Source organism: uncultured Mailhella sp. (assembly GCF_963931295.1).
GTDB lineage: Bacteria > Desulfobacterota > Desulfovibrionia > Desulfovibrionales > Desulfovibrionaceae > Mailhella.
This window is the reverse complement of sequence record NZ_OZ007001.1, coordinates 1,896,947-1,920,896: the sequence shown is the minus strand read 5'-3', so window position 1 is coordinate 1,920,896 and position 23,950 is coordinate 1,896,947. Positions and strand designations below refer to the sequence as shown.

Genomic DNA, 23,950 nt, shown 5'->3' with positions numbered 1-23,950 from the left:
TATATTTCTCCTGAAATGATTTTCTGACAGGATAAGATGTAATACCTCATCACTGCCGACTGAATTTATAAGTGTAATTTATCAGAATTCCATACGGGACAACAAGAGGACAGAATTTTCAATATGTGGGACATCTGCGGGACATTATGGGACGTGCCCTCCTGAATAAAAAAACTCCGAATCAAACACACTGATTCGGAGTCCCATCTACGCTGAAAAACGCTTGCAGAAATCACACAAAAATCGAAGAAATTTTTAAAGAAGTCCTTTCACTCTATCGATATCCCTGATTCAAAAGCTGCCGCCATTGTACTGATGATGCTTATCAAAACTCTCTGAATTTTTCTTCAATATTCGTAACGACGCTGGAGATAACGCCTAAGTCCCTATTGGCTATGGGCAATCATAAGAACATTCTTATAATTATTTGTATATCTTTTCAATCTCGATATTTTTAAAGTATAAATATTATAAGAGTTGGAAATTATTATGAAACATATATTGCCATGCACTCTTCCTGATGGAATGTACGAAGACTTTGAGACCGTACGGCAACGTGGCTATCCACAGGAAACACAGGATACACTCCTTGGAATGATTATCACATTCTGGCTGCTCTACCAGAACGAATATGGATGGCTCAGAGAACAGCCAGAGGAAGAAAATGACAACCTTTAAAGAATGGATAGAACATCAAAGCAATAATAAAATTCATGGTAGGCTAGAAGAAGATTTCGGAGACAAAAACCATATCTTTGATTTTTTCTACATGGCTGATGAGAAAGATGAACGGGTGAAAGAGTTTCTCTCCGAACTAAAAGAGCTCATGCATTATTGCTTTGGAAGAATGGGTTCTCATCAAAAGGGAATAGAAACAACGGAGAAGGGCAAAAAAATTCAGCATTATGCTGTTCGGGAAAAATAATATCAGACATGAAATATCAAGATTCTTGTTCTTGATGACTCTTGCCTGCTCCTTAAATTTTCAAACTTGTGAGTCAGTCTTCTGGAATGCCGGTCTCTTCAATTCGCATTTTCTCACAGAAGACGGATACATACAAGGCATCCACTTCCTCCCCATGTATTCTACCCTATAGTCACTAGCAGAAAATCTGAAATTGTTGGTTACCAAAGAGTATGATATCTTCTCAAAAAATAACCTCAGAAGTCGTATTTTATCGTTCCGAAGTCCTAGCTCATCCTTCCAGTCATCTTTTCCCCTAATAATACTACCATGACAATGGATTGGAAGTATTATTAGGGGATTGTCAATAATAAGATAAGATATGATATATATCATATCAATATATTAAAATAAGTTTTCCTACGGCACAGTGCTGACGTTCTTAGCAAATTATATCACATTGTCATGACAGCGTGTTATCCATAACAGTAGTCCTTTCAGATACACCATATATATCAGTACTTCCATATGAAAACAATGAGTATAGCATAGCCTATCTTGCATCTTCAGGATGCATAGACTATCTGGAAAAAATATTCAAAGTAAAAATGGTATTACCTTTATACCTAAAACCTACTCTAGAAATTTAATGGCCTTCTGCTATATCTAAAGAAGGTAAAGACTCTTTGATCTAGTAGCTAAGTATAGAATGATGGATATTGATATCATCGAACATTCCATTGAAATTCTGATCACTGTCTCAGAAAAATCATCACAAACTTTATCTATCTTTTCTTTTATTAAATTACTTGTTTCCAATATTTAATAAAATACAACGGATTTTAATATTTGTTTAAATTTAAAACAATATGTTTTATTATAAATATTATTATTTATTAATTATATTATTTTACAAAATTATAATAAATACTAACAACATATTTATACAGTAAAGCACCTTTTTAATGATATTAATCATCAAAAAGGTGCTTACTTTTAACAAATATCAGTTTAAAAATTATTTTCTCTTTATAGATTTTCTATATGGTGTACCATTCCTTCTCCATACACCAAAACCAGTATAAGCATAAGACATTGAAAATACAGGACAAAGAATATTAAAATAACAATATGGAGTATAATCCCAAGCAGATACACCAAGTATTCCCATTACAAAAAATGCTGGCACACTCCATGGTATAAGAATACTTAAAACAGTTGCTGAATCCTCGCAAGAGCGAGAAAGTACTCTTTGATGTATATCTCTTTCTTTATATGCATTTGCAAAAGCTCTACCAGTCATAATGCTAGCAAGCATCATATTGCCAGTACCAAGCAAGACAAAAAACGAAACAGACAGTGTGGAAAAAACTAAACCTGCAAGCGTCGAAACATGCCGGAGTATTTTTTCAATAATCACGCTGAATACTCCACTAGCCTCTAAAATGCCTCCATACGAAAGGCTTGCAATAAAAAGCAGCAATGTAGGCAGGACGCTAAGCATTCCACCTCTTGAAAGCAGGCTATCCACCTCTTTTACACCCGTCTGGGAAACATATCCGCTCGTTGCCGTCTTAATCAGTGCATCAAGGCTCGCACCATCCAGCAGAGCGACAATAACCCCCGCAAAAATACTTAATGCCAATGTGGGAATTACCGGAACTTTACGACATGCCAACGTAAAAAGCACAACCGGAGGAATTAGTGTAACCCAAGACAAATTACAATGAGACTCAATAGTAGATAGAATAACGCCTACTTCACCTGACAATACGTCAACATTTCCATCAATAGAATTTCCCATAAATGTATATATAATACACGCTATAATAGCCGCTGGAAGCGTTGTATACATCATTGATCCTATATGAGAAAAAAGATCAGTCTCACAAGTGCACGCAGCAATATTAGTAGAATCAGACACAGGACTCATTTTATCACCCAGCATAGCCCCACCTACAATAGGTCCAAGGATCATTGCTGGAGAATAATCAAAAGCTGTACCGATACCAAAGAGAGCAACCCCCACGGTACCAAGACATCCAAAACTTGTCCCTGTAACCACTGAAGCTATCGTACATATAATAAATGCTGTAACTAAAAAATATTCTGCAGAAATAAGTTTTAGGCCATAATAAACTATCATACTTATAGTTCCACAATGAATCCATATTCCAATCAATGCGCCAACAAGAATAAGAATATGAACTGCTATCTGTGAACGGCTAAGTGCCATAAACATTCCATCTTCAATAGTTTGCCACTTTACACCTGATAATAAAGCAATACATGCTGCAATTACAACAGCCATAATTAACGGAACTACTGGAGGCATAATATGTTTTACAACTGTACCATATAAAATAATGGCAACAGGAATAACAACCATAAGTAACGCCTGCCACAGTTTTGGCTTCATTTCCTCTTGCATCATTAAAAGCCTCCCAAGTAATAAAATTTATAACTTGTATATTTTCTAACAAAAAAAAATCATGCTATAAACTGGCACTATTTTTTTGCACATCGAGAAAAATATTGCCAGGCAAAAAAATATACACAGCTGAAAAATCTTTCCCGTTGACATACGCGACAAGATTTAAGAAAAGATGATCTATAAAAATATTTCAAAGGAGTCATTACCATGCCGCAGACTGTTAATTTGACCGGTACGTTGATCTATAAGCCTGAAAAATGTTGGAATGGATATGTTCTTGTGCCATCAAGTTCTGTCAGCACTGCAAAAGGTGCTAGACTTATAGATATGAATGGTAATGTAGTTCATTACTGGGATGGACTACTCGGATCTTTTGATAACAAGCTACTTCCTGGTGGAGATATTATCGGGGCCACTGCTGAAATTCCCGGAGTCCCTCTGGAAATGCGCGACCTTGTACAAAGAGACTGGAATAATAACCTTGTGTGGAAGGCTCCAGACCTCGATCAACAAATCATCAATGGGGAAAAGGTTCCTGCTGCTCGCACTCATCATGACTTCCAGAGAGAAGGAAATCCCGTCGGCTATTACGCCCCTAATCAGTACCCTAAGAAACATGGACGTACGCTTATCAACTCCAACAGGAATGTACACAAACCTGAAATATCTCCCATCACGCTTTCTGATACCAGACTCGTGATCGTCGATGAAAATGGCAAGGAAGAATGGTCCTGGCAACTCATGGATCATTTTGACCAGCTCGGCCTTTCGGAAACCGCAAAAAATGCGTTTTTCCGTTTCCCCGGCGTAAAGCCCGGCATGAGCTATGCAAAGGAAACATATCTCAACAATTGTGCGTGGCTTGGTCCGAATCGTCACTACGACATGGGAGATGAACGTTTTCATCCTAATAATATCATTACGGACATCCGTTCACTGAATATATCGTTCATCATTGATCACAGATCCGGTGATATCGTATGGCGTCTGGGGCCTGACTACAGTTCTACCAAAGAACTCCGCGAGCTTGGAGCCATAATCGGCCAGCATGAAGTTCATATGATTCCCAAGGGCCTGCCTGGTGAAGGAAATATCCTTATTTTCGACAATGGAGGTCATGCCGGTTACGGCATTCCTACGCAGGCTTCTCCTACGGGACAATATAATCAGGGGCGTTGCTTCTCCCGTGTTCTTGAAATCGATCCCATTACATTGAAAATTGTCTGGAGCTATGGAGATTATCGCGGACAGCTAGCCTCCGAACTTTCTTTGTTCTTCAGCGCCATATGCTCGGGAATGCAGCGTCTTCCCAATGGAAATACGCAAATAGTCGAAGCCACCAGTGGACGCATTTTTGAAGTCACGCCCGAGGGAGAAATCGTATGGGAGTACGTGGATCCGGCAGGATTTGTTTTCCGGGCTCACAGGTATCCCTATGACTGGGTAGATCTTCCTCACCCCGAAGAAAAAGAAGTAATCCCGCCTTCCAATGTTCAGCTGAGACTTGAAGGGTGTACGCCTGCTGGCATTAATGAAGACATCTATACCAGAGTCAGCCTCTGGCGATAAGTGGCAACAAAGACCGGCCTTTGAAGATGATATCTTAGATGGCCGGTCTTGTCCCACAGATAATATCACTTTCCCATTCTCCTCTTGCAGCACCCCAGACAAAGCGATATTGAAAAGCTGTTAGAAAACAGGAGGTGGTAAAATGAAAGTTCTGCGGAAATTCAACGGTGATCTCATGCAATGGCTGCGCGGATTTTATTATGTAGCTTTGACCGGTAGTCTTTCCGCCGCTTCAAAACACATGGGAATCAATAGAGCTGCCGTTCGACATCATCTTGTAAAACTTGAAGAGGAACTAGGCTGTTCACTTTTTGATAGATCTGTTGACCCCATGAAATTAACTGAGGAAGGAAAAAAATTATTATATGGAACTGAGACCTTATTTAATGTCGCTAATGATATTTTTGAAAATTTATTAAATAATAATAACTATATACATGGAACTATCAACATATTTACACAGCAATATATAAGCTTATTTGTAATTAAAGATATTATTCGTGAATTTCTTGAAAAATATCCAGACGTATCTTTCAACATACAAACAGGAACCCAAGGTAGAGCCCTGCGTCATCTCGAATCCCGTAGGAGCGATCTAGCAATATGTTCCGAACCTTCCAATACAGACTCTTATAATTTCGAAGAACTTTTTCAAGAACGTCATGTTCTTTGTTGTCTAAAGAAAAAATTTTCATTGAGTTCCCCCCCCCCTGCAACAGGAACTAAATGATATTCCATTTATTGTATTTCATTCAGATGCTGCTCAACCAACATCTAATGAAATATTTACAATGATGAATATAAATCCAAGAAAAATTATAAGTATAGACTCAGATCTTCTTGCACTTGAATATGTAAAACTTGGATTAGGAGCTGCTTTTTTACGCGAAAGGCAGTGTTTTAACGATAGAGATATATTAGATATTATTTCGTTCGATTCTCTTCCATTAACTACAAGAATTGGATTTCTTAACTTAAAAAATGTCTACATTTCTCCATTAATACAGTTATTTAAAAACTTTTGCAAAGAGCGCCTGAACGTCTTTTCTCAATGAACATCAAACTGTGTCATGGTGAATTTCATGAAACTTTCCAATTTGCTACCTCACTTAGCCTTACTTTTTTCCATGTTTGTCTGGAGTTCGACATTTGTCGGCTTAAAAATAGCACTCTCAGCTTACTCTCCCGTAGAAGCCATGACCGGGCGCATGCTTGCAGCTGCCGTGGTATGCCTTCCCCTATTACCAAATATTATACGAAGCTTCCGCGACCGTAACTCCCGACAGATCATGTTAGTAAGCGGGATTTGCATGCCCTGCCTATATTTTTTATTCGAAAGTAATGCACTGCGTTTTACCTCGTCTGCGCAAGCAGGAATGGTTATGGCGCTACAACCTCTTGCGGTAGCAGTTGCAGCTAGAATTTTTCTTGGCGAAAGCATGCCAAAACTCGCTTGGGCCGGTTTTGCTATTGCATTAACAGGCGTAATCTGGATTTCATTAGATGCTATAGCAACTCAAAGTGCACCTAGTCCTATTCTCGGAAATGGCCTTGAACTTTTAGCAGTTCTATGTGCAACTGGGTATACCCTATGCATACGTAGACTAACAGGTAAAGTTTCACACTTTACACAAACAGGAGCAATGGTCTTTATAGGTACCATATTTTTCTTTACTTTAAATATATTACCTATAGAAACAGAAACAATCACCCTTGAAAATAATTTTCCTAGCTGGCTACCTTTAGCTTCTATTATATATCTTGGCATAGTACCAACTTTTGCAGGATATGGACTTTACAGCTATGGAGTTATGAAGTTATCCGCAGCAAAAGCTGCTTCATATAATAATTGTATTCCAGTTATGACGCTATTTATGGGAGTATTAATGCTTGATGAGCACATAACTACAGAACAATATATTGCTATACTACTTGTAATATCAGGAATTATACTCAGTCAAATAAAAAAATAATAAACTTTTTACAATTAAAAGAAACAGTCCTCATCAAAAATATACTTTTTGATAAGGACTGTTTCTAAACTTTATAATTATATAAAAAATAAATTCAAGAATCTTATTTTATCATACCAAAGTCCTAATTCAGACGACCAGCTTATCTCTCACCAGTTTGCCCAAGGATAGTTCTTTAGAAAATATTAGCATGGGAAAAAATATCAATTTATATATTTCAAATTACTCCTCTGCCCGCAACTTATCAAGCCAATCAGCCCAATCCTGCATCATAGCTGTACGTTCCGACATATATTGAGCATGATTATATGCGCTCCGTACTTTATTCCGTTCTCCGTGCGCAAGCTGCACCTCTATTACATCCTGACGGTACTTCCCACACTCATTGAGTAGGGTCGATGCCATACCACGAAAACCGTGTATACTCATTTCATCTTTACCATATCCCAAACGGCGCAAAGCATTCAAAAGTCCCATATCGGATATGCAGCGCGTTGCAGAAAATGGAGAGGGAAAGACAAGCTCACCGTGTCCTGTCCATTCTCTCAGATCCATGAACAATCTCACCACCTGCCGGGCAAGGGGGACAGTATGAGCAACCTTCATTTTCATACGCCCCGCCGGAATAACCCACACGGCCTTGTCGAAGTCGATTTCTTCCCACCTTGCCCCGCGTATTTCCTGAGAACGTACAAAGACATAAGGCAGGATACGCAAAGCGTATAACGTGGAAATATCGCCGGGATAGTCCTCTATGGCGCGTAAAAGTTCCCCTATCCTTATCGGATCTACAATAGCCGCCCTATGCTTTTCCCTCGGTATGCTGGTAAGAGCTTCCGTCAACCCTGACGCAGCATCAAACGTGCAATAGCCGGACACACGGGCGAACCTGCATATCTTCCCGGCAAGCTGAGCAAGCCTGTGCGCCTGCTCTATGGCCCCGCGCTTTTCTGTCACCCGGACAGCAGACAACACATCAGCCGGAGCCAAGTCTTTCATGAGCACCCCGCCTATGTACGGAAAAAGGTGGTTTTCCAGCCGTGAAAGAATCTGTTTTCTGTAGTCCGCCGTCAGTTCCAGAGTCTTTTTTTCAAACCATTCGCGGGCAACAACTTCAAAGGTGAGGGAACCTTCCCGTTCCTGTCTCTTTGCCTCTACTTTGTCCGCCTTTTTCCGCTCTGCCGGATCTATCCCCTGCGCCAAGAGTTCCCGCGCCCTATCTCTCGCCTGCCGTGCCATCTTCAATGAAACATCAGGGTACACTCCAAGCGCAAGCGTCTTTTGTTTTCCGGCAAAGCGATAGGACATCCGCCAATACTTCCCACTCTGAAAGTTCAGCCCTCCTCCGTCCGACTCCTTGCCTACATTCTCCCCTTTCACCATACGCCCATGCAAGGCGCGAACCTTGGTATCTGTCAAAGGCATGGCATCCCCCTTACCGTGTTGGTATCTTCGCTTTTCTGTTGTCCACATAAAAAGTATACCAACGATTAAACCAACACTTTGTTGGTATGTCTATAGATATCATGCGAGGACATGAGAGGAATAAAACAAGAAAAAAGTAAAGCCCCACAAGGCATTAGCAGCTTTATGGGGCTTTATAATAGTAAAGTTGGCGGAAGCGTATAGGAGTCGAACCTACCTCAGACCTCTCAGCCTGACACTGGTTTTGAAGACCAGGCGCAACACCGGTTACGAGACGCCTCCGCCAGCGAACATAAAAAAAACGACACCTTGCGTCAAGCTCGGAAATTTTCTTTTCCCTCAGCGCCTTGCATTAAGGGACAAGAAGCCTTATTGTTATCCTGAATCCGCAGAATTATTGCGGCAAACCTCGCCATTTACCCCTTCGGGAGGAAACATTCATGAATAACACGTCTCGCGACCAGGTGCAGAGCTACGGACGCTCCAGCGTTGCCGTCTACATGCAGCAGGTCTATCTCTGGATGACGGCGGCTCTCGGCGTCACTGCGCTCGCCGCCGTGTTCACGGCCTCCAACATGGCCATCATGCAGTTTCTGTTCACCAACACCATCATGATGGTTCTGCTCATGGTGGCCGTCATCGGTCTTTCCATGTTCATCACCGCCAGAATGCACGTGCTCTCCGCAGGCACGGCCACCGGCCTGTTCCTGCTGTATTCCGTGCTCATGGGCGTGTTCCTCGGCCCGGTGCTTCTGGTGTACACCGGCTCTTCCGTGGCTCAGGCCTTCATCGTCACCGCCGGCATGTTCGGCGGCATGAGCGTGTTCGGCATGGTCACCAAGCGCGATCTTTCCGGCATGGGCAGCTTCATGATCATGGGTCTGTGGGGCATCCTGCTCGCCAGCATCGTGAACGCCTTCATCGGCAACTCCGCCGTTGATCTCACCATCAGCGTGCTCGGCGTCATCATCTTCACCGGCCTCACCGCCTACGACACGCAGAAGCTCCGCATGATGGGCGAAAGCGCTCCCGTGGACGACAGCCTCGCCATGCGCCGCGGCGCGCTGCTCGGCGCGCTTACCCTGTACCTCGACTTCATCAACATGTTCCTCATGCTGCTCCGCCTTCTCGGCAACCGCAACAGCTGACGCTTATGGAAGGCCTCGACGTTCAGCCGCGGCCTTCCTCTTCTCTTTCTCTCTGGCCGGCTTTTTGCCGGCCATTCGCATGTAATCCATCGATTTTCAACAGCAACGGGGCTTTCGACATGAAGCGCGTGCGCATCACCGTTCTGAAAACGACCTTCGACGAACCCCTTGCCAAAGAATACGGCGTCGAAGGACTCGGCCCCTGCCCCATGCTCAAAGCCGGCCAGGTCTTTTACGCCGACTACGCCAAGCCCGCGCACTTCTGCGACGAAGCTTGGAAGGCCGTCTATCAGTACGTGTTCGCGCTGGCGCACGGCACGGGTGACGAACTCTTCTACTACGGCGACTGGATAAAAACGCCGGGCGTGGCCATCGTAAGCTGCAACGACGGTCTGCGCCCCGTCATCTTCAAGCTGGAACGCACGGATGAAGAGGCCGTCATCGACTACACGCCCGTCCGGCACGAATAACCCGCATACCGACGGATGCCTGCCCACGGAATCCGTCTGGGCTTGAACGTCTTTCCGCCCGGTGCCGCCATGGCAGAACGCCACCCCCTGCAAAACATTCTCGCGCCGATTCTGCTGCCCCTCTCCCTGCTCTACGGCTTCGGGGGCAGCCTCCGCCGCCGCATGACGCGCTGCGGGCTGCTCCGCCAGTGGAAGCCGCCCAGGCCCTGCGCGTCCGTGGGAAATATTTCCTGGGGCGGCACGGGCAAAACTCCGGTCACGGACTGGCTGCTCGATCACGCCTCGCGTCACAGCCTTCGCGCCGCCGTGCTCACGCGCGGCTACGGCGCGCATCCCTCGGCGCTGCCCCTGCGGGCGGCCCCCGGCGTGCCCCCCGCCGAATGCGGCGACGAACCGCTCATGCTGGCCACGCGCCATCCCGACGCCGTGATCATGGTCGATCCCGACCGCAACCGCGCGGGAGCCCGCGCGGAATCCGAATTCTCTCCCGACTTCTACCTGCTCGACGACGGCTTTCAGCACCTCTCCACGGGGCGCGACCTCGATCTCGTGCTCCTCGACAAGGACGACGTGCGCCTCACCCCCGCTCCGGGCCGCCCCCCCTCCAACTGGAACCGCGTCATTCCCGCGGGAAGCTGGCGCGAACCGGAATCCGGCCTGCGCGACGCCGGAGCCTATCTCATCAAGGCCGAACCGGAAGAGTGGCCGGAACTTGTTCCGGCGCTGAAACAGCGCCTCCAGAAGTATCCCCGGCCGGTCTTCGCCTTCCGCATGGAGCCCGCGGGTCTGCGTTCCCTGAACGCAGACGCCGCGCCGCTTTCCGATGCGTCCGCCGTGCCCGGCGCCTACGTCTTTGCCTGCGGCATCGGCGATCCTTCCCAGGCCCTGCACACGGTTTCCGCCTTTCTCGGCAAAAGCCCGGAACGCATGCTGACCTTCCCCGATCATCACGACTTTTCCGGGGAGAAAGCCCGCCTTGAAGCCCTGCGCCTGCCCGTTGTCTGCACCGCCAAGGACGCCGTCAAACTGCGTCCGCTCGGACTTTCCGTCCCCTGCTTTTCTCTGGAAGTCTCGGCCCGGTTCTTCACCTCCCTGAGCGTCGGTGATCTGACCGGCGACTGCTCCGCTCCCGGCCCGGATTTTGAAACCTGGTGGAGCGCCTGGCTGCGCGAACACCTCGACTGAACGCGCCCTCTTTCGGCGCATCATCGCGGCATTTATAAAATGCCTCTGGAAATATCATGAAAAAACAAGAAGATTTCGACGAACAGCTCTTGTTCGACATTCTCGAAAAAGCCGGACGCCCCCTGCGTCTCGACGACATTCTCCGTATCGGAGCCTTTTCCCGCAAGCTCAAGCGGGACATTCTGGAAGCCCTGCACGATCTGGCCCGCAACGGCGAGATCGTCCGTCTGGAAGGCGGAAGCTGGGTCATGACCGACGCGCTCAAACGACGCCGCGGCATTCTTGCCACGCAGCGTTCCGGCGCGGCCTTCGTGACGCCCGAAGACGCCGAGGCCCGCTCCGGACAGGACATCTACATTGCGCCCGACGACGTGGGCGACGCCTGGAACGGCGATCTGGTGGACGTCATGCTGCTGCCCCGCAAGCGCGGAGCCTTCAAAAAGCAGGAAGGACGCGTCATCGCCGTGGTGCGCCGCGGTCAGACCGACGTGGTGGCGCGCGTGCTGCGCAAGGGAAAGACCGAAGGCACGGCGTTCTGCCGTCCTGCGGATTCGCGCCTGACCTTCGATGTGCTGGCCGACGTGTCCGCTCTGGAAAAGACGCCCGAGGAGGGCGAACTGCTCCGCGTGACCGTGGCGAACAAGCTGGAAGAGCACGGCGAACGACATCTGTGGTCGGGGCGGGCCGTGGCCGATCTCGGCATGGAAAACGACGCCGCGGTGCAGGAGCGCTTCACCAAGCTGAACAACGGCATTCCCACGGAATTTCCCGACAACGTGGTGGCCGAAGCGGAAGCGGCGGCCGCCGCGCCGTGGAGCGACAAGGCATCTCTTGAGGATCTGCGCGGGGAAATGCTGGTCACCATCGACGGCGAGGATGCCCGCGACTTCGACGACGCCGTGTGCGCCGGCCGCACGGCGGAGGGCTGGCGTCTTCTCGTGGCCATTGCGGACGTTTCCCACTACGTGCGCCCGAGAACGGCGCTGGACAAGGAAGCGCGCGACCGCGGCAATTCGTACTATTTTCCCATGTCCGTGGAACCCATGCTGCCGGAATCGCTGTGCAACGGCGTGTGCAGTCTGCGTCCCAACGAGGAACGCCGCTGCATGGCCGTGGACATGCGCCTCGACGAAAACGGCAATCTGACGGATTCCCGTTTCTGCAACGGCCTCATGATTTCCCGCGCCCGCCTGACCTACCGTGAAGTACAGGCCGCGCTGGACGATCCGCAGGGCGAAGCCGCCGCAAGCATCGAGCGCCGGGCTCCCGGCGTGACCGCCATGCTCCGGGAGGCCGCGGAACTTGCCGCCGTGCTCATGGAGCGGCGTCACCGTCAGGGAGGACTGGACTTCGACATTCCCGAAGCGGAATTCGTGGTGGAGGAAAAGAACGGCGTTTCCTGCGTGACGGGCATCCGCAACCGGGAGCGGCTGTTCAGTCACCGGCTCATCGAAGCCTTCATGGTGCGCGCCAACGAGGCCGTGGCGGAATTTCTCACCCGGAAGAACGCGCCTCTGCTCTACCGCGTACACCCCGCGCCCGGCCCGGACAGGCTGGAGGAGCTCTATCACACCCTGCGCGCCACCGACGCCGATCTGCCCCTGCCGAGGGCGGCCAAGGCCACGGTTCCCGGCTGGCTCACCCATGTGCTGGATGCGGCCGCAGGCACGGATCAGGCCTTCGTGGTGAGCCGCCTTGCCCTGCGCTCCATGATGCAGGCCCGCTACTCGCCCGAGGAAGACGGACATTTCGGCCTCGGCTCGGCGTGCTACTGTCATTTCACCTCGCCCATCCGACGCTACGCCGACCTTGTGAACCACCGCGCCTTGCGCTATGTTCTCGGCCTCGATACGGGCGGTCCCCTGCCCGCGGGACACAAGCTGCTGGAAACCGCCGAACAGTGCAACAGCCGCGAGCGCGTCGCCACCGACGCCGAGCGGGAAATCGACAGACGCATGGGCTGCCTGCTGCTGACGGGCCGCACGGGCGAAACGTTTGCAGGCGTCATCAGCGGCGTCATGAATTTCGGCTTTTTCGTGGAGCTCGACGGCATGCCGGTGGAAGGCATGGTGCGGGTGGAAACGCTGGGCCGGGACTACTACATATTTGATGAGGAAAGGCAGGAGCTGCGCGGCGAACACAGCGGCGAATCGTTCCGCCTCGGACAGAAAGTGACCGTGAAACTGACCGGCGTACACGTCGGCCGACTGGAGATAGACTTGGAATATCAGAAAGATGAAGAAGGACGCCGTCCGTTCCGTCGCCGTGACGGAAACGCGTCCCGCAAGGACCGCTTTGAAGACAGGGATGGCCGGGAACACCGTTCCGGCCGCCGCGCCTTTGCCGACAGAAAGGGCTTCCGCCCGCGCCGCGACGACGAGGAACTGAAACGTCAGCGCCGCTACGCCTCCGACTCCTGGGACGAGGAGGGCCCGCGCGAAGAATCCTTCCGCGAGCGTGCCCCCCGCAAGCCCTGGAACAGGGATCGCCGCCACGAAAACGGAGACGGCGAACGCGATTTTCGCGCCGGACGCAAGCCTTTCGGCAGAAAGCCTTCGTTCCGCAGGGACGAGGATCGCTTTGCCGACGGCGAGCAGCGCGGCGAAGGCCGCTTCGACGGACGCCGTGAAGAGCGTCCCTTCCGCAACGAGGAACGTTCGTTCCGCCGCGGCGATGAGGAACGCCGTTCCTTCCGTCCCCGCCGCCGCTTCCACGAGGAAGGCGAAGAGCGGGAAGAAGGCCGCTTCTTCCGCTCCGGACGGGGCGAGGAAGAGCACGGCCGCAGAAGCGGACGCTTCGACAAGCCTTTCGACCGCGCGCGTCGTCCTTTCCCGAAGCGCCGCGACCGCGACGACGAAGAGAGATCCTTCCATGAAGACCGTCGTTCCTTCCGTTCCCGCGACGACGAGAACCGGGAACGCCGCTTCGACGGTCGCCGCGAAGAGCGCGGATTCCGCGATCATAACTTCCGTCCCGGCAAGGGCCGCGCTCACCGCGATCATGACGGCTTCCACGGCGCGCCCGACGACTTTTTCGCCATCAAAACGGAGCCGGAAACGCCGACGCATCGTTTCGGTCGTCGCAAAAAGTAGTGCCGGCGGCAGGCCGACCATTCGCATCCGACGACTTCAGATCCGGGAAAGGCGTGCTTTCCCGGGTCTGGACTCGCATTCAAATACTTGACAACATTTGCCGCTCCAGATAAAAAAAATGGTTCGGCATCATGCCGCAAGTCGTATTTTCCCTGCGCCCTTCCGGCGCGGGTCATCACCTGTTTCTGATATCACCCGGATCGCCCGGATAAACTTCCTGGAGGCATTTCATGGCCCGTATTACCGTTGAAGATTGCCAGCGCCGCGTAGACAACCGTTTTCTTCTCGTGCAGATGGCCATCAAGCGTGTACGTCAGTTCCGCGAAGGCTACGAACCTCTGGTTGACAGCAAAAACAAGGAAGTCGTCACGGCCCTGCGCGAAATCGCCGCGGGCAAGGTGCTGCCTGAAGACAAGCGCTTCTACACCCCCGTGGAAGGCGAAACCACGCCCGATCTTGACGACTAAGCCCTGTTGTACGGAACATTTTCATGAGCAAGCGCGATTATTATGAAATTCTGGGCGTCTCCAGAGATGCTTCGGACGACGAGATAAAACACGCCTACCGAAAGCTGGCGCTCAAGTATCATCCCGACCACAATCCGAACAATCCCGAGGCGGAACAGAAATTCAAGGAAGCCGCGGAAGCCTACGACGTGCTGCGCAATCCCGAGCGTCGCGCCAACTATGACCGCTTCGGCACCGCCGATCCCGGCATGGGCGGCTCCTCGTTCAACAGCGCCGAGGACATCTTCGCGCAGTTCGGCGACGTGTTCGGCGATCTGTTCGGCTTCGGCGGTTCCCGTTCCCGCGGGCCCCGTCCCCAGCAGGGCGATGATCTGCGCTACAACATGACCATCTCTTTCCGCGAAGCCGCCAAGGGCACGGAAAAGGCCATCAAGATTCCCCGCCACGTCACCTGCCCCGAGTGCAACGGCTCCGGCGCGGCCAAAGGCTCTTCCCGCGAAACCTGCAAAAAGTGCGGCGGTTCCGGTCAGGTGGCCATCCGTCAGGGCTTCATGCAGTTCGTGCAGCCCTGCCCCGCCTGCCACGGCCGCGGATTCACCATTCCCAAGCCCTGCCCCAAGTGCAAGGGCGAAGGCATTGTGGAAACCGTGCGCGAACTGTCCGTGCGCATTCCCGCCGGCGTGTACGACGGCGCGCGCCTGCGCCTGCGCGGCGAAGGCGAAATGGGCGTCCACGGAGGCCCTCCCGGCGATCTTTACGTGGTGCTCCACGTGGAGGACGACGACGTCTTCGAGCGCGACGAACAGAATCTCGTGTACACCTCCACCATCACCTTCCCGCAGGCGGCGCTCGGAACCCGCATCCAGATTCCCAGCCTGAACGAAGGGGAAACGCTCGATCTCGACATCCCCAAAGGCACGCAGAACGGCAAAATTTTCCAGATCCGCGGCAAAGGTCTCAAATATCCGGGCGAAAAGCGCACGGGCGACCTTCTGGTGCGCGTGGTGGTGAAAACCCCCACCAAGCTCACCGCCGAACAGGAAAAGCTCCTCAGGGAATTTGAAAAGCTCACCGAAGAACAGAACAAGCCCGGCATTTTCGACAAGGTCAAAAAAGCCATGGGCATGGAATAATTCCGCTCTCAACCGGCTTTCAGAGGCCGCTTCCGCAAGGAAGCGGCCTTTTTTACGCGCATCTTATCATACCCAACGGCGACGTTGCGCTCTAAAAAAGAAAAAAGGCCCGGTACGCATCGTCTGCGGCCAACGTCAACCACGAGCGCAACTCTCATGATTCCCTTCACTTCCTTCGACGACTTCATGGACACCGCCCGCAGCTTCCACGGCGCGGCCACTCCCGGCATGATGCTTGCCGCCTTCATGACCGAACTTGCCCTGCATTCCATGGGCAGAACAAAGCACTTTCACGCCCTTTGCGAAACCGACCGCGACCTTCCCGACGCCGTTCAGCTGCTCACGCCCTGCACCGCGGGCAACGGACGCCTGCACGTGCTCGATCTCGGACGTTTTGCCCTCACGCTCTTCCGCACTCCCGGCGGCAAAGGCGTGCGCGTGTACCTCGACCTCGCCAAGACGGCGGGCTGGCCCCACATCCGCCGCTGGGCCCTCCAGGAACCGATGGCCGATGAACGCTCCCTCGTGCGTCTGGAGCGCGAAATACGCAAGGCCGGCATTGCCGTTCTCTCCACCGCTTCGGTGCAGGTGCGCGACGCCTTCCTCCGCGAAACGCCCCCGGCCCCCATGATTGCCTGCATAAGCTGCGGCGAACCGCACCCCGCCCACATGGGCGCGCTCTGCCCGGCCTGCGCCGGACACTCCCCCTATGAGCCGAAACTCCCCGCCGTGATCGCGCCAGGAAGCGAGTTCATCTGACTCCTCGCTGCGACCTCTCTTTTTTCTCCTGATTTTCCTGAATATTTTTCTTTTCCATCACAAAAAAATCTTCCTGAGGTCACGGAACTAAATTGTTACAAAAGGCGTTGCAGGCTTGCCGCTCAGGAAAAAATTGTCTAAAAAATTCACATGGAGCTCGCGCATCCTGTTCCGAAAAACGTTTCCGGAACGTGCCGCCCATCTCCGTTTCTTCGGAAGCCGCAGTCTGGAAGGCGCAATTTCATGAGCTGAATCAGGAATCATCATGCCCAGCCAACACCCGTTTTACGGCTTCCGCCGCATCCTTGCCCTCGCTGTCGCCTTCTGTCTGCTCTGCGCATCCAGCGCGCTGGCCCGGCCCATCAACGCCAAAAGCGCCATTCTCATGGACGTGACCACCGGCCGCATTCTCTACGAACAGCGCGCCGACATGAAGATTCCCCCGGCCTCGCTCACCAAGGTCATTTCCATGTACGTGGCCATGAACGCCATCAGCAGCCGCAAGGTCGATTATCACGACAGGGTTAAAATCAGCGCCGCGGCCGCCCGCACCGGCGGTTCCCGCTTCGGCCTGCGGGCCGGAGAACGGGTGACGCTCGACAAGCTGTTCTACGGCATGGCCGTGGCTTCGGGCAACGACGCCAGCGTGGCCGTGGCCGAACACGTGGCGGGCTCCACCTCCGCCTTCGTTTCCCGGATGAACTCGCTGGCCAGACGCCTGGGCATGAAAAACACCCGCTTCGTCAACGTCCACGGCCTGCCCGCCAAAGGACAGATCACCACGGCGCGGGACATGCTCAAGCTCGCCAGAGCCTATCAGTCCCACTACCCCAGAGCCCGCAAGTATCATCTGGCCCGCTCCATCACGCACCGCGGCCGCACGGAACCCAACCACAACCCCCTCGTCGGTCACTACGCCGGTCTCGACGGCCTGAAAACCGGCTGGGTCACCGCCGCAGGCTACAACATCATCGTCACGGCGCGCCAGCGCGGCCACAAGCTCATTGCCGTCATTCTCGGCGCGCCCAACACGGGCGTGCGCGCCGCAGAAGCCCGCCGCCTGCTCAACGCCGGATTCGCCGCCGTGGCCAAAAAGAAAAGCACCGCCATCGCCGAGCTCGGCGTCTCGGCCAAGCAGGCCCGGCAGCTCAAAAACTCCACCAGCTATTCCCCGCCGCGCAAGGTGCAGAAAAAACGCCCCTCCAGAAAATCCGCCGCGGCCGCTCAGCGCCAGTCCGCGCGAAAGAAGACCTCCCGATGATCTTCTCCCGCCCGAAATGACCGTGCCCCGCATTTCCCCGCGCATGTTGCCAACCGCGCTCCGACAGTCCGTCGGAGCGTTTTTTTTACGCTTCCGACTCGCCCGCGGAGCCAACGAGCGACACTGCCATCCGTCCTTTCCGCCTCTCCCCGCGCCGAGCTTCCAGAAAAAAGCCTCCCTCCAACTCTCAAGAACTTTCTGGTCAAAGTTCCGCGCGTTTTCTCCTGTCTCGGCCCGCCCGAACAGCACTTCTCAGCAGCGACAAAAAAACGCGGAGCTCCGCAACGGAACTCCGCGTTTTTTTTTGAAGCGTCTGCCGACTAGAACTTCACGTTGCGGGCCGCGTCCAGCGCCCTGGCGAAATCCTCGTCGCTGTGCGCAAAGGAAAGCATGTTGGCTTCAAAGGCCGAAGGCGCCATGAAAATGCCCTGCTCGCGCATCTGCTTATAGAAGGTCTCGAAAAGTTTCTGATCCGTGGTCTGCACGCTTGCAAAGTCCATGAGAGGCGCTTCCGTGAAATACACGGTGAACAGCGAGGCAATGTGCGGAATCTGCACCGGCACGCCCTTCTCTCTGAGTATCTCCTGAAGTTCCTCCACGAACGCATGCACACGGGCTTCCAGAGCGTCGTAATCGGCGTGCTTGAGAATGTTCAGCGTGGCCAGTCCGGCGGCCATGGCCAGCGGATTGCCCGACAGCGTGCCCGCCTGATACACTTCGCCCTCCGGCGCAATGTGACGCATGAGGTCGGCCCGTCCGCCGTAGGCTCCCACGGGCAGACCGCCGCCGATGATTTTGCCGAACGTGGTCAGATCGGGCATGATGTCGAAACGCCCCTGCGCGCCGCCGTAGGAAAGACGGAATCCGGTAATCACCTCGTCGAACACCAGCAGCGCGCCGTATTTCGAGCACAGTTCGCGCAGTCCGCGCAGAAATCCCGGCTGAGGCAGGATCAGCCCCATGTTGCCCGCCACGGGTTCCACAAACAGCGCCGCAATCTGATCGGGCCAGGCCTCGAAGAGCTCCTTCACCGCGCCCAGATCATTGTAGGGCGCAAGCAGCGTGTCGGCCACGGTGGCCGCCGGAACGCCCGGCGTGCCGGGAATCGAAAACGTGGCTACGCCGGATCCCGCGCTGGCCAGAAAGGCGTCGCCGTGACCGTGATAGCCGCCGATGAACTTGATCATCTTGTCGCGGCCGGTCACGCCGCGGGCCAGACGCAGCGCGCTCATGGTGGCTTCGGTGCCGGAATTCACCATGCGCACCATCTCCACGGAAGGCAGCGCCGAGCACACTTCTTCGGCAAGGCGGACTTCATCCTCGCAGGGCGCGCCGTAGCTCGTGCCGCGCGCCGCGGCCTTGCAGATGGCTTCCGTCACGGCAGGATGCGCATGCCCCACCAGCATGGGGCCCCAGGAGCCGAGAAAGTCGATGACGTCGTCGCCGTCCGCCGTGGTCAGATGCGAGCCTTTGGCGTCGGCAATGAACAGCGGGTCGGCATGAACGTTGCGGCACGCCCGCACGGGACTGTTTACCCCGCCGGGAATAAGCTCCTGGGCGTGGACGAAAAGATCATGGGAACGTTTGGTATGCATGGCTTGCTCCTGTTACTCTGACGGCTCCGCAAAGTACGTCATGGAAATCTTTTTCAGCTCTTTGAGGCTCTCCAGAATTTCGTATTTTTCCAGAGAGGTGGTGCGACGCAGCTCTTCGACCACATCGAGACAGTCCTGTTCGCTCTTGCCGTGAATCATGGTGTAAAACGTGTACGGCCACGCCGGATACGGGCTCGGACGATAGTAGCAGTGCGATATGCGCGGATGTTCCGCCGCCTTTCTGCCCACCTCGTCCACCTCGTCCGGGGAGACCATCCACGCAACCATGGCGTTATGAGTCCAGCCCGTGCGCTGATGCTTGATGCTCGCGCCGAAACGACGGATGGCTCCCGACTCCTTGAGACGGGACAAGAGCGCAATCACTTCCTCTTCCGTGGCGCCGACGGCGGCCGCCATATCCGCATAGGGAGTGAGCGAATCGGGTATGCTCTTCTGAGCGATGCGAAGAATGGCCTGTTCCTTTTCCGTAAATTCCATGGCAAGCCCCGTTGTGGTGAAGAAATTCGACGGGAAGTATAGCCGCACCGCGCAACGGAAGCAAGAGACGGCGCGCACATGGTCCGGCGAAGTCCGTGCTTTTGCGGCGCAACGCGGTTCCGACCTCCCGCACGTATGGGGAATCCCCCATGTCGGAGCTCGAAGCGCTGCTCACCCGCTCCGCTCCCCGCACGTGTGAGGAATCCTTTTGCCGGTCGAGGGGAACAAACGCAAAACGGGCACAGACGGTCATCCGACCAGTCTGCGCCCGTCTGCGGAGTGCGCCTACAAGAGGCGGGAACCGCTCCGACCCCCCGAAGCGATTCCCGCATTGGTTTGCATGGACACTCTCCATGCAGATCCCGTCTTCCTTCTTACGGAAGCATCCAGCTCAGGAAGCCGGCCTGGAAGTAGGCCAGCACGCAGAGAATAAGCGTAAGCGCGATGCTGTGTCCCAGAGCGAAACGGAAAAGATTGCCTTCCTGGCCGACCATGTTGGTCGCCGAGGTGGCCACGCTGATGGACTGGGGAGAAATCATCTTGCCGGTCACGCCGCCCACGGCGTTGGAGGCCACGGCCAGTTCAGGCGGAATGCCGACGGCGGTGGCGGTGGTGTGCTGCATGCTGCAGAACAGCGCGTTGGACGAAGTGTCGGAACCGGTGAGGAACACGCCCAGCCAGCCGATGAGGGGAGCAAAGAAGGGGAAGAAGCTGCCGGTCTTGGTGAAGGCGAGGCCGAGGGTGGAGCTCATGCCGGCGTAGTTCATGAGGAAGGCCAGACCGAGCACGCTGGCGATGGTGAGAATGGGGAAGCGCAGCTGATGCAGGGTGGTGAAGAAGCACTTCACTGCCTTGGCGTAGGAATAGCCGGGCATGAGAGGCACGGCGATGAAGCCGGAAAGCAGAATGGCGGTACCGCCGGCGGACACCCAGCCGAAGGTGAACACGGCAGCGTAGGGAGATTCGGTGGCCACGATGGGAGCGGCGCGATTGACCATGCCGTCAAGCAGCGGCCAGGCGAAACTGGGAGCGGAGATGCTGTTCAGGATGCTCTTGAACTGGGGCAGGCCCCACAGGAAGACCATGACGGCCAGAATGAGATAGGGGCCCCAGGCACGGAGCACGACCTTGCCGGAATAGCCGGGACCGTCGGTGCTGATGGCGGGATCCTCGGCAAAGCGGAAAATGGAGCTGGGCTTCCAGTAGCGAAGCAGCACGAGCAGGCCCACGATGGTGGCGATGGCGGACATGATGTCGGGCAGGGTCGGACCGTGGAAGTTGGCGAACACGAACTGCGCACCGGCAAAGCAGACGCCGGCCACGAGTATGGCGGGCAGAATTTCCATGGAGCGACGGACACCGCACATGACGATGCTCAGCCAGAACGGAATGATGATGGCAAGCAGAGGAAGCTGACGAGCCGCCACCTGGCTGATGAGGTTGGGATCCATGCCGGACACGCTGGCGGCGGTGAGCACGGGCGCGCCGATGGCGCCGAAGGCCACGGGAGCCGTGTTGGCGATGAGGCAGAGGCCGGCGCCGTAGATGGGATTGAAGCCCAGGCCGGCGAGCATGGCCGCAGTAATGGCCACGGGAGTGCCGAAGCCGGCGGTGCCTTCCAGGAAGGAGCCGAAGGCAAAGGCGATGAAGATGGTCTGCAGGCGACGGTCGGGCGTCACACGGGCCAGAGAATCCTTGATGATTTCAAATTCACCGGATTCCACGGTCATGTTGTACACCCAGACCGCGGTGATCACGATCCAGATGATGGGGAACAGACCATTGGCAATACCGAGACCGACGGAGCTTATGGCCGTCACTATGGGCATACGCCATATGAGGATGGCGATGACAAAGGCGGAAGCGAGTCCGGCCAGCGCAGCAATGTGTCCCTTGGCACGTTTAATGGCCAGCATATAAAGCAGAATGACAAGCGGAATGGCCGCAATACATGCCGAAACTACTTCACTGACGACTGGATCATAGACTTGGGTCCACGCCATACTATTCCCCCATGAATTAAAATGATCGTCACAGCAGATGCTCTTAAAAAAAGTATCTGAATAAGCCTATGATGATAGGATTATAAAAAATAAAAAATCTTCGCAAGTATCCGGGACAAGCGTAAAAAGAAACAACATTTATTGAAATTTTAATAACTTTTTTTCAGGAAAAATAAAGCGTATTTCTTTATAACTGATTGTTATCATTTGTATTTAAAACACGTTTCACAAAAATGATCTTTTTATGCTCTCCATGAAGCACCACTTTGAACAAACATAAAAAAATGTATCAGCACAAGCTGTTATCGACTGTTTGTGTGCTCAATCCTATATTGTGATTTATTTCTTTATACAACTTTTCCGCCACAGTTTCTCATGCTGAACGACAAAATTATCAAAAAAAATTTTGCTTTCTCTGCGTTACCTGCCTCTTCCTCCGCATTAAATCAGTGTGGAATTTCTTTTCCTCAAGAGTCAGAGCAAAAATATTCTGCGTTTCTCCCGAGCGTTCACAAGCCTGAGCAGGGCATTCCCAAAAGTATCTCGCGCGTTGAACAATGAGGTCGTGTTCCATATTTCCGTGTCGCATTCCCGGCATCGGGATGTTGCAGTCATCCGGACAGCCTTCGCAGCAAAAAAATATGTCGGTGCGCTCTCGTGCCTTGTCCTGGACAAGAGCCTCGGCATCAAAGAATCGGCAAGCGGGAACAAAAGCTGGTATTGCAGGCAAGCCCAAAATCTGTTTCTCCCCTCCGGCGGCCTTCCAGCAGTCCAACAGTCTTTGCTCTGTGAAAAAAAAGAGAGAGGCAAAAGCCTTTTCTCCTTTAGGGAGTCTCCTTAAATCACAACAGAAACAACTCATACGGACGACCTCCCATATACATTCCAAGAAAAAAAGCTATCTGAGCCGACGGCAAAGCCGTTCAGTTTTTATCCGACTGCTGTTGAGGCTTTTCCCGGGGAAAAAGTCTTTTCCAAGGCTCTGAGCTGTTTTTTGCCAAGGGAAAGGGGAAGCATGCCCCAGATTCAAAACAGCCGCCACACGGCTTCTGAACGCCTTAATCGGAGCGATTCGGAGAATGCGGCGCATATTGCCTGCACGCCGTTCGTCTGGAAGGCGGCAAAAGTAATAATGCGTCAGGCTCGGATTCAGAAAAGCGCACGACTTTTCCCGTCAAGAGTGATTGAGAAATATCGAAGGTCGAAATTTTCCCTCAGAATCCCCACCAGGAGACGCTAAGTATGTCTTCGTTTTCATGCAGAGCAGAGGGAGCCGCTGCGGCCATGTTGCCGACAAAGGAAAAAACTGTGCGGAAAACAATCCCACAAAGAGAAAAAATTGAAAGGAACAGAAAAAGTTATTTGCAGCCCCGACAGGCAAGGGAAGCAAGGCATACCAGGGCAGGCAAAAGTCCCCGGCAGAAAACACAGAGCTTTGGTCCGGGATTGCTGCGCTGCTCCGGTCTCGAGAGCTCAGTTCCACATTGAGCACTTCTTTTTGCTCAGCTCCACAGGTCAGATCAAGCTCTCATGCCGGGAGTTCCCCATGCGCTATGTCGACCGACAGGCGGTCTCAGGCTCCAAGGCCTCTTTTAACAGCGTCGTGCTCCACATGCGATGTCATCATCCCATCGCCTTTCCTCATGAAAACAGGACTGCCCTGACTCCACGGCTTCCTGTCTTCCCATGACGCCTTGCGTTCAACAGCGTTTTACCGAAGCAGTCGCACCCCGACGTCCTGCTCTCTTCCTCCGCACAAATCACAAGGCGCTTTCCGGCAAGCATCCAGCCCTGCTCTTCCGAGCCTCCAAGAATTTCCTCACAGTTTTGGAAGAGGAACTGGTCAACTCATCAGCATCAAAAGCATCGGAGGGAAGACAACATCTTCCATGCCTCAATACGGAGTGATGAATCAGCTTGCAAGACAATCCTGTGAGGGCAGGAGGGAAAAAATACAGCCCGAAGAAATAACCATGTTCAGGACCTCAGGACTGCGCCTGCACGGCAATGCTGTTTTGATGGTCAAACTCCTTC

General features: G+C 53.1%; 18 protein-coding genes and 1 tRNA gene. 12 read left to right on the top strand and 7 right to left on the bottom strand.

From position 1 onward, the window contains the following. Positions 1–631: 631 nt before the first annotated feature. Positions 632–925 (top strand): hypothetical protein, encoded by a 294-nt coding sequence (locus tag ABGT79_RS08010; protein WP_346665733.1) that lies wholly within the window; start codon positions 632–634, stop codon positions 923–925. Between the two features lie 997 nt (positions 926–1,922). Here the strand turns inward: ABGT79_RS08010 and nhaC are convergent. Further along, a complete protein-coding gene (gene nhaC / locus ABGT79_RS08005) occupies positions 1,923–3,338 on the bottom strand; it encodes a Na+/H+ antiporter NhaC (protein ID WP_346665732.1) in 1,416 nt (471 codons plus the stop codon). 207 nt (positions 3,339–3,545) lie between these two features. On the opposite strand from nhaC, the gene ABGT79_RS08000 reads away from it, so the two are divergent. From ABGT79_RS08000 to ABGT79_RS07990, 3 genes are all read left to right on the top strand, one after another. Next, positions 3,546–4,907 carry an aryl-sulfate sulfotransferase gene (locus ABGT79_RS08000; RefSeq protein WP_346665731.1) on the top strand — a complete coding sequence of 454 codons (1,362 nt, stop codon included), beginning with the start codon at positions 3,546–3,548 and terminating at the stop codon, positions 4,905–4,907. A gap of 142 nt (positions 4,908–5,049) precedes the next feature. Further along, on the top strand, positions 5,050–5,637 hold the full coding sequence (locus ABGT79_RS07995) for a LysR family transcriptional regulator (protein ID WP_346665730.1): 588 nt from the start codon (positions 5,050–5,052) through the stop codon (positions 5,635–5,637). A 352-nt stretch (positions 5,638–5,989) separates the two neighbouring features. Continuing rightward, the gene (locus ABGT79_RS07990; protein WP_346665729.1) at positions 5,990–6,880 is read left to right on the top strand and encodes a DMT family transporter; all 891 of its coding nucleotides are present in this window, start codon (positions 5,990–5,992) and stop codon (positions 6,878–6,880) included. Positions 6,881–7,102: 222 nt separating this feature from the next. On the opposite strand, the gene ABGT79_RS07985 is transcribed toward ABGT79_RS07990, so the two are convergent. Beyond that, on the bottom strand, positions 7,103–8,305 hold the full coding sequence (locus ABGT79_RS07985; protein ID WP_346665728.1) for a phage integrase central domain-containing protein: 1,203 nt from the start codon (positions 8,303–8,305) through the stop codon (positions 7,103–7,105). A gap of 188 nt (positions 8,306–8,493) precedes the next feature. Next, a tRNA-Sec gene (locus ABGT79_RS07980) sits at positions 8,494–8,587 on the bottom strand. Positions 8,588–8,745: 158 nt separating this feature from the next. Here ABGT79_RS07980 and ABGT79_RS07975 point away from each other — a divergent pair. The 8 genes from ABGT79_RS07975 to ABGT79_RS07940 all read left to right on the top strand — a co-directional run bounded on the left by ABGT79_RS07975 (position 8,746) and on the right by ABGT79_RS07940 (position 17,820). Continuing rightward, positions 8,746–9,453 (top strand): Bax inhibitor-1/YccA family protein, encoded by a 708-nt coding sequence (locus ABGT79_RS07975; RefSeq protein WP_346665727.1) that lies wholly within the window; start codon positions 8,746–8,748, stop codon positions 9,451–9,453. 119 nt (positions 9,454–9,572) lie between these two features. Then, a complete protein-coding gene (locus ABGT79_RS07970; RefSeq protein ID WP_346665726.1) occupies positions 9,573–9,923 on the top strand; it encodes a TIGR04076 family protein in 351 nt (116 codons plus the stop codon). Between the two features lie 69 nt (positions 9,924–9,992). Continuing rightward, positions 9,993–11,108 (top strand): tetraacyldisaccharide 4'-kinase, encoded by a 1,116-nt coding sequence (gene lpxK / locus ABGT79_RS07965; RefSeq protein ID WP_346665725.1) that lies wholly within the window; start codon positions 9,993–9,995, stop codon positions 11,106–11,108. Positions 11,109–11,164: 56 nt separating this feature from the next. Next, positions 11,165–14,200, top strand: coding sequence for a ribonuclease R (gene rnr, locus ABGT79_RS07960; RefSeq protein WP_346665724.1), 3,036 nt, complete (start codon positions 11,165–11,167; stop codon positions 14,198–14,200). A 230-nt stretch (positions 14,201–14,430) separates the two neighbouring features. Then, entirely contained in the window at positions 14,431–14,667 is a 237-nt protein-coding gene (rpoZ, locus tag ABGT79_RS07955) for a DNA-directed RNA polymerase subunit omega (protein WP_077072023.1), read from the top strand. A gap of 23 nt (positions 14,668–14,690) precedes the next feature. Continuing rightward, on the top strand, positions 14,691–15,800 hold the full coding sequence (gene dnaJ, locus ABGT79_RS07950; RefSeq protein ID WP_346665723.1) for a molecular chaperone DnaJ: 1,110 nt from the start codon (positions 14,691–14,693) through the stop codon (positions 15,798–15,800). Between the two features lie 156 nt (positions 15,801–15,956). Further along, positions 15,957–16,559 carry an FmdE family protein gene (locus ABGT79_RS07945; protein ID WP_346665722.1) on the top strand — a complete coding sequence of 201 codons (603 nt, stop codon included), beginning with the start codon at positions 15,957–15,959 and terminating at the stop codon, positions 16,557–16,559. A gap of 265 nt (positions 16,560–16,824) precedes the next feature. Then, on the top strand, positions 16,825–17,820 hold the full coding sequence (locus ABGT79_RS07940) for a D-alanyl-D-alanine carboxypeptidase family protein (protein WP_346665721.1): 996 nt from the start codon (positions 16,825–16,827) through the stop codon (positions 17,818–17,820). Between the two features lie 320 nt (positions 17,821–18,140). On the opposite strand, the gene hemL is transcribed toward ABGT79_RS07940, so the two are convergent. The 4 genes from hemL to ABGT79_RS07920 all read right to left on the bottom strand — a co-directional run bounded on the left by hemL (position 18,141) and on the right by ABGT79_RS07920 (position 22,778). Then, on the bottom strand, positions 18,141–19,415 hold the full coding sequence (gene hemL / locus ABGT79_RS07935) for a glutamate-1-semialdehyde 2,1-aminomutase (RefSeq protein WP_346665720.1): 1,275 nt from the start codon (positions 19,413–19,415) through the stop codon (positions 18,141–18,143). A 12-nt stretch (positions 19,416–19,427) separates the two neighbouring features. Continuing rightward, positions 19,428–19,913 carry a siroheme decarboxylase subunit beta gene (gene ahbB / locus ABGT79_RS07930; protein ID WP_346665719.1) on the bottom strand — a complete coding sequence of 162 codons (486 nt, stop codon included), beginning with the start codon at positions 19,911–19,913 and terminating at the stop codon, positions 19,428–19,430. A 374-nt stretch (positions 19,914–20,287) separates the two neighbouring features. Continuing rightward, entirely contained in the window at positions 20,288–21,916 is a 1,629-nt protein-coding gene (locus ABGT79_RS07925; protein ID WP_346665718.1) for a lactate permease LctP family transporter, read from the bottom strand. A 394-nt stretch (positions 21,917–22,310) separates the two neighbouring features. Further along, entirely contained in the window at positions 22,311–22,778 is a 468-nt protein-coding gene (locus ABGT79_RS07920) for a hypothetical protein (RefSeq protein ID WP_346665717.1), read from the bottom strand. Positions 22,779–23,950: the final 1,172 nt, after the last annotated feature.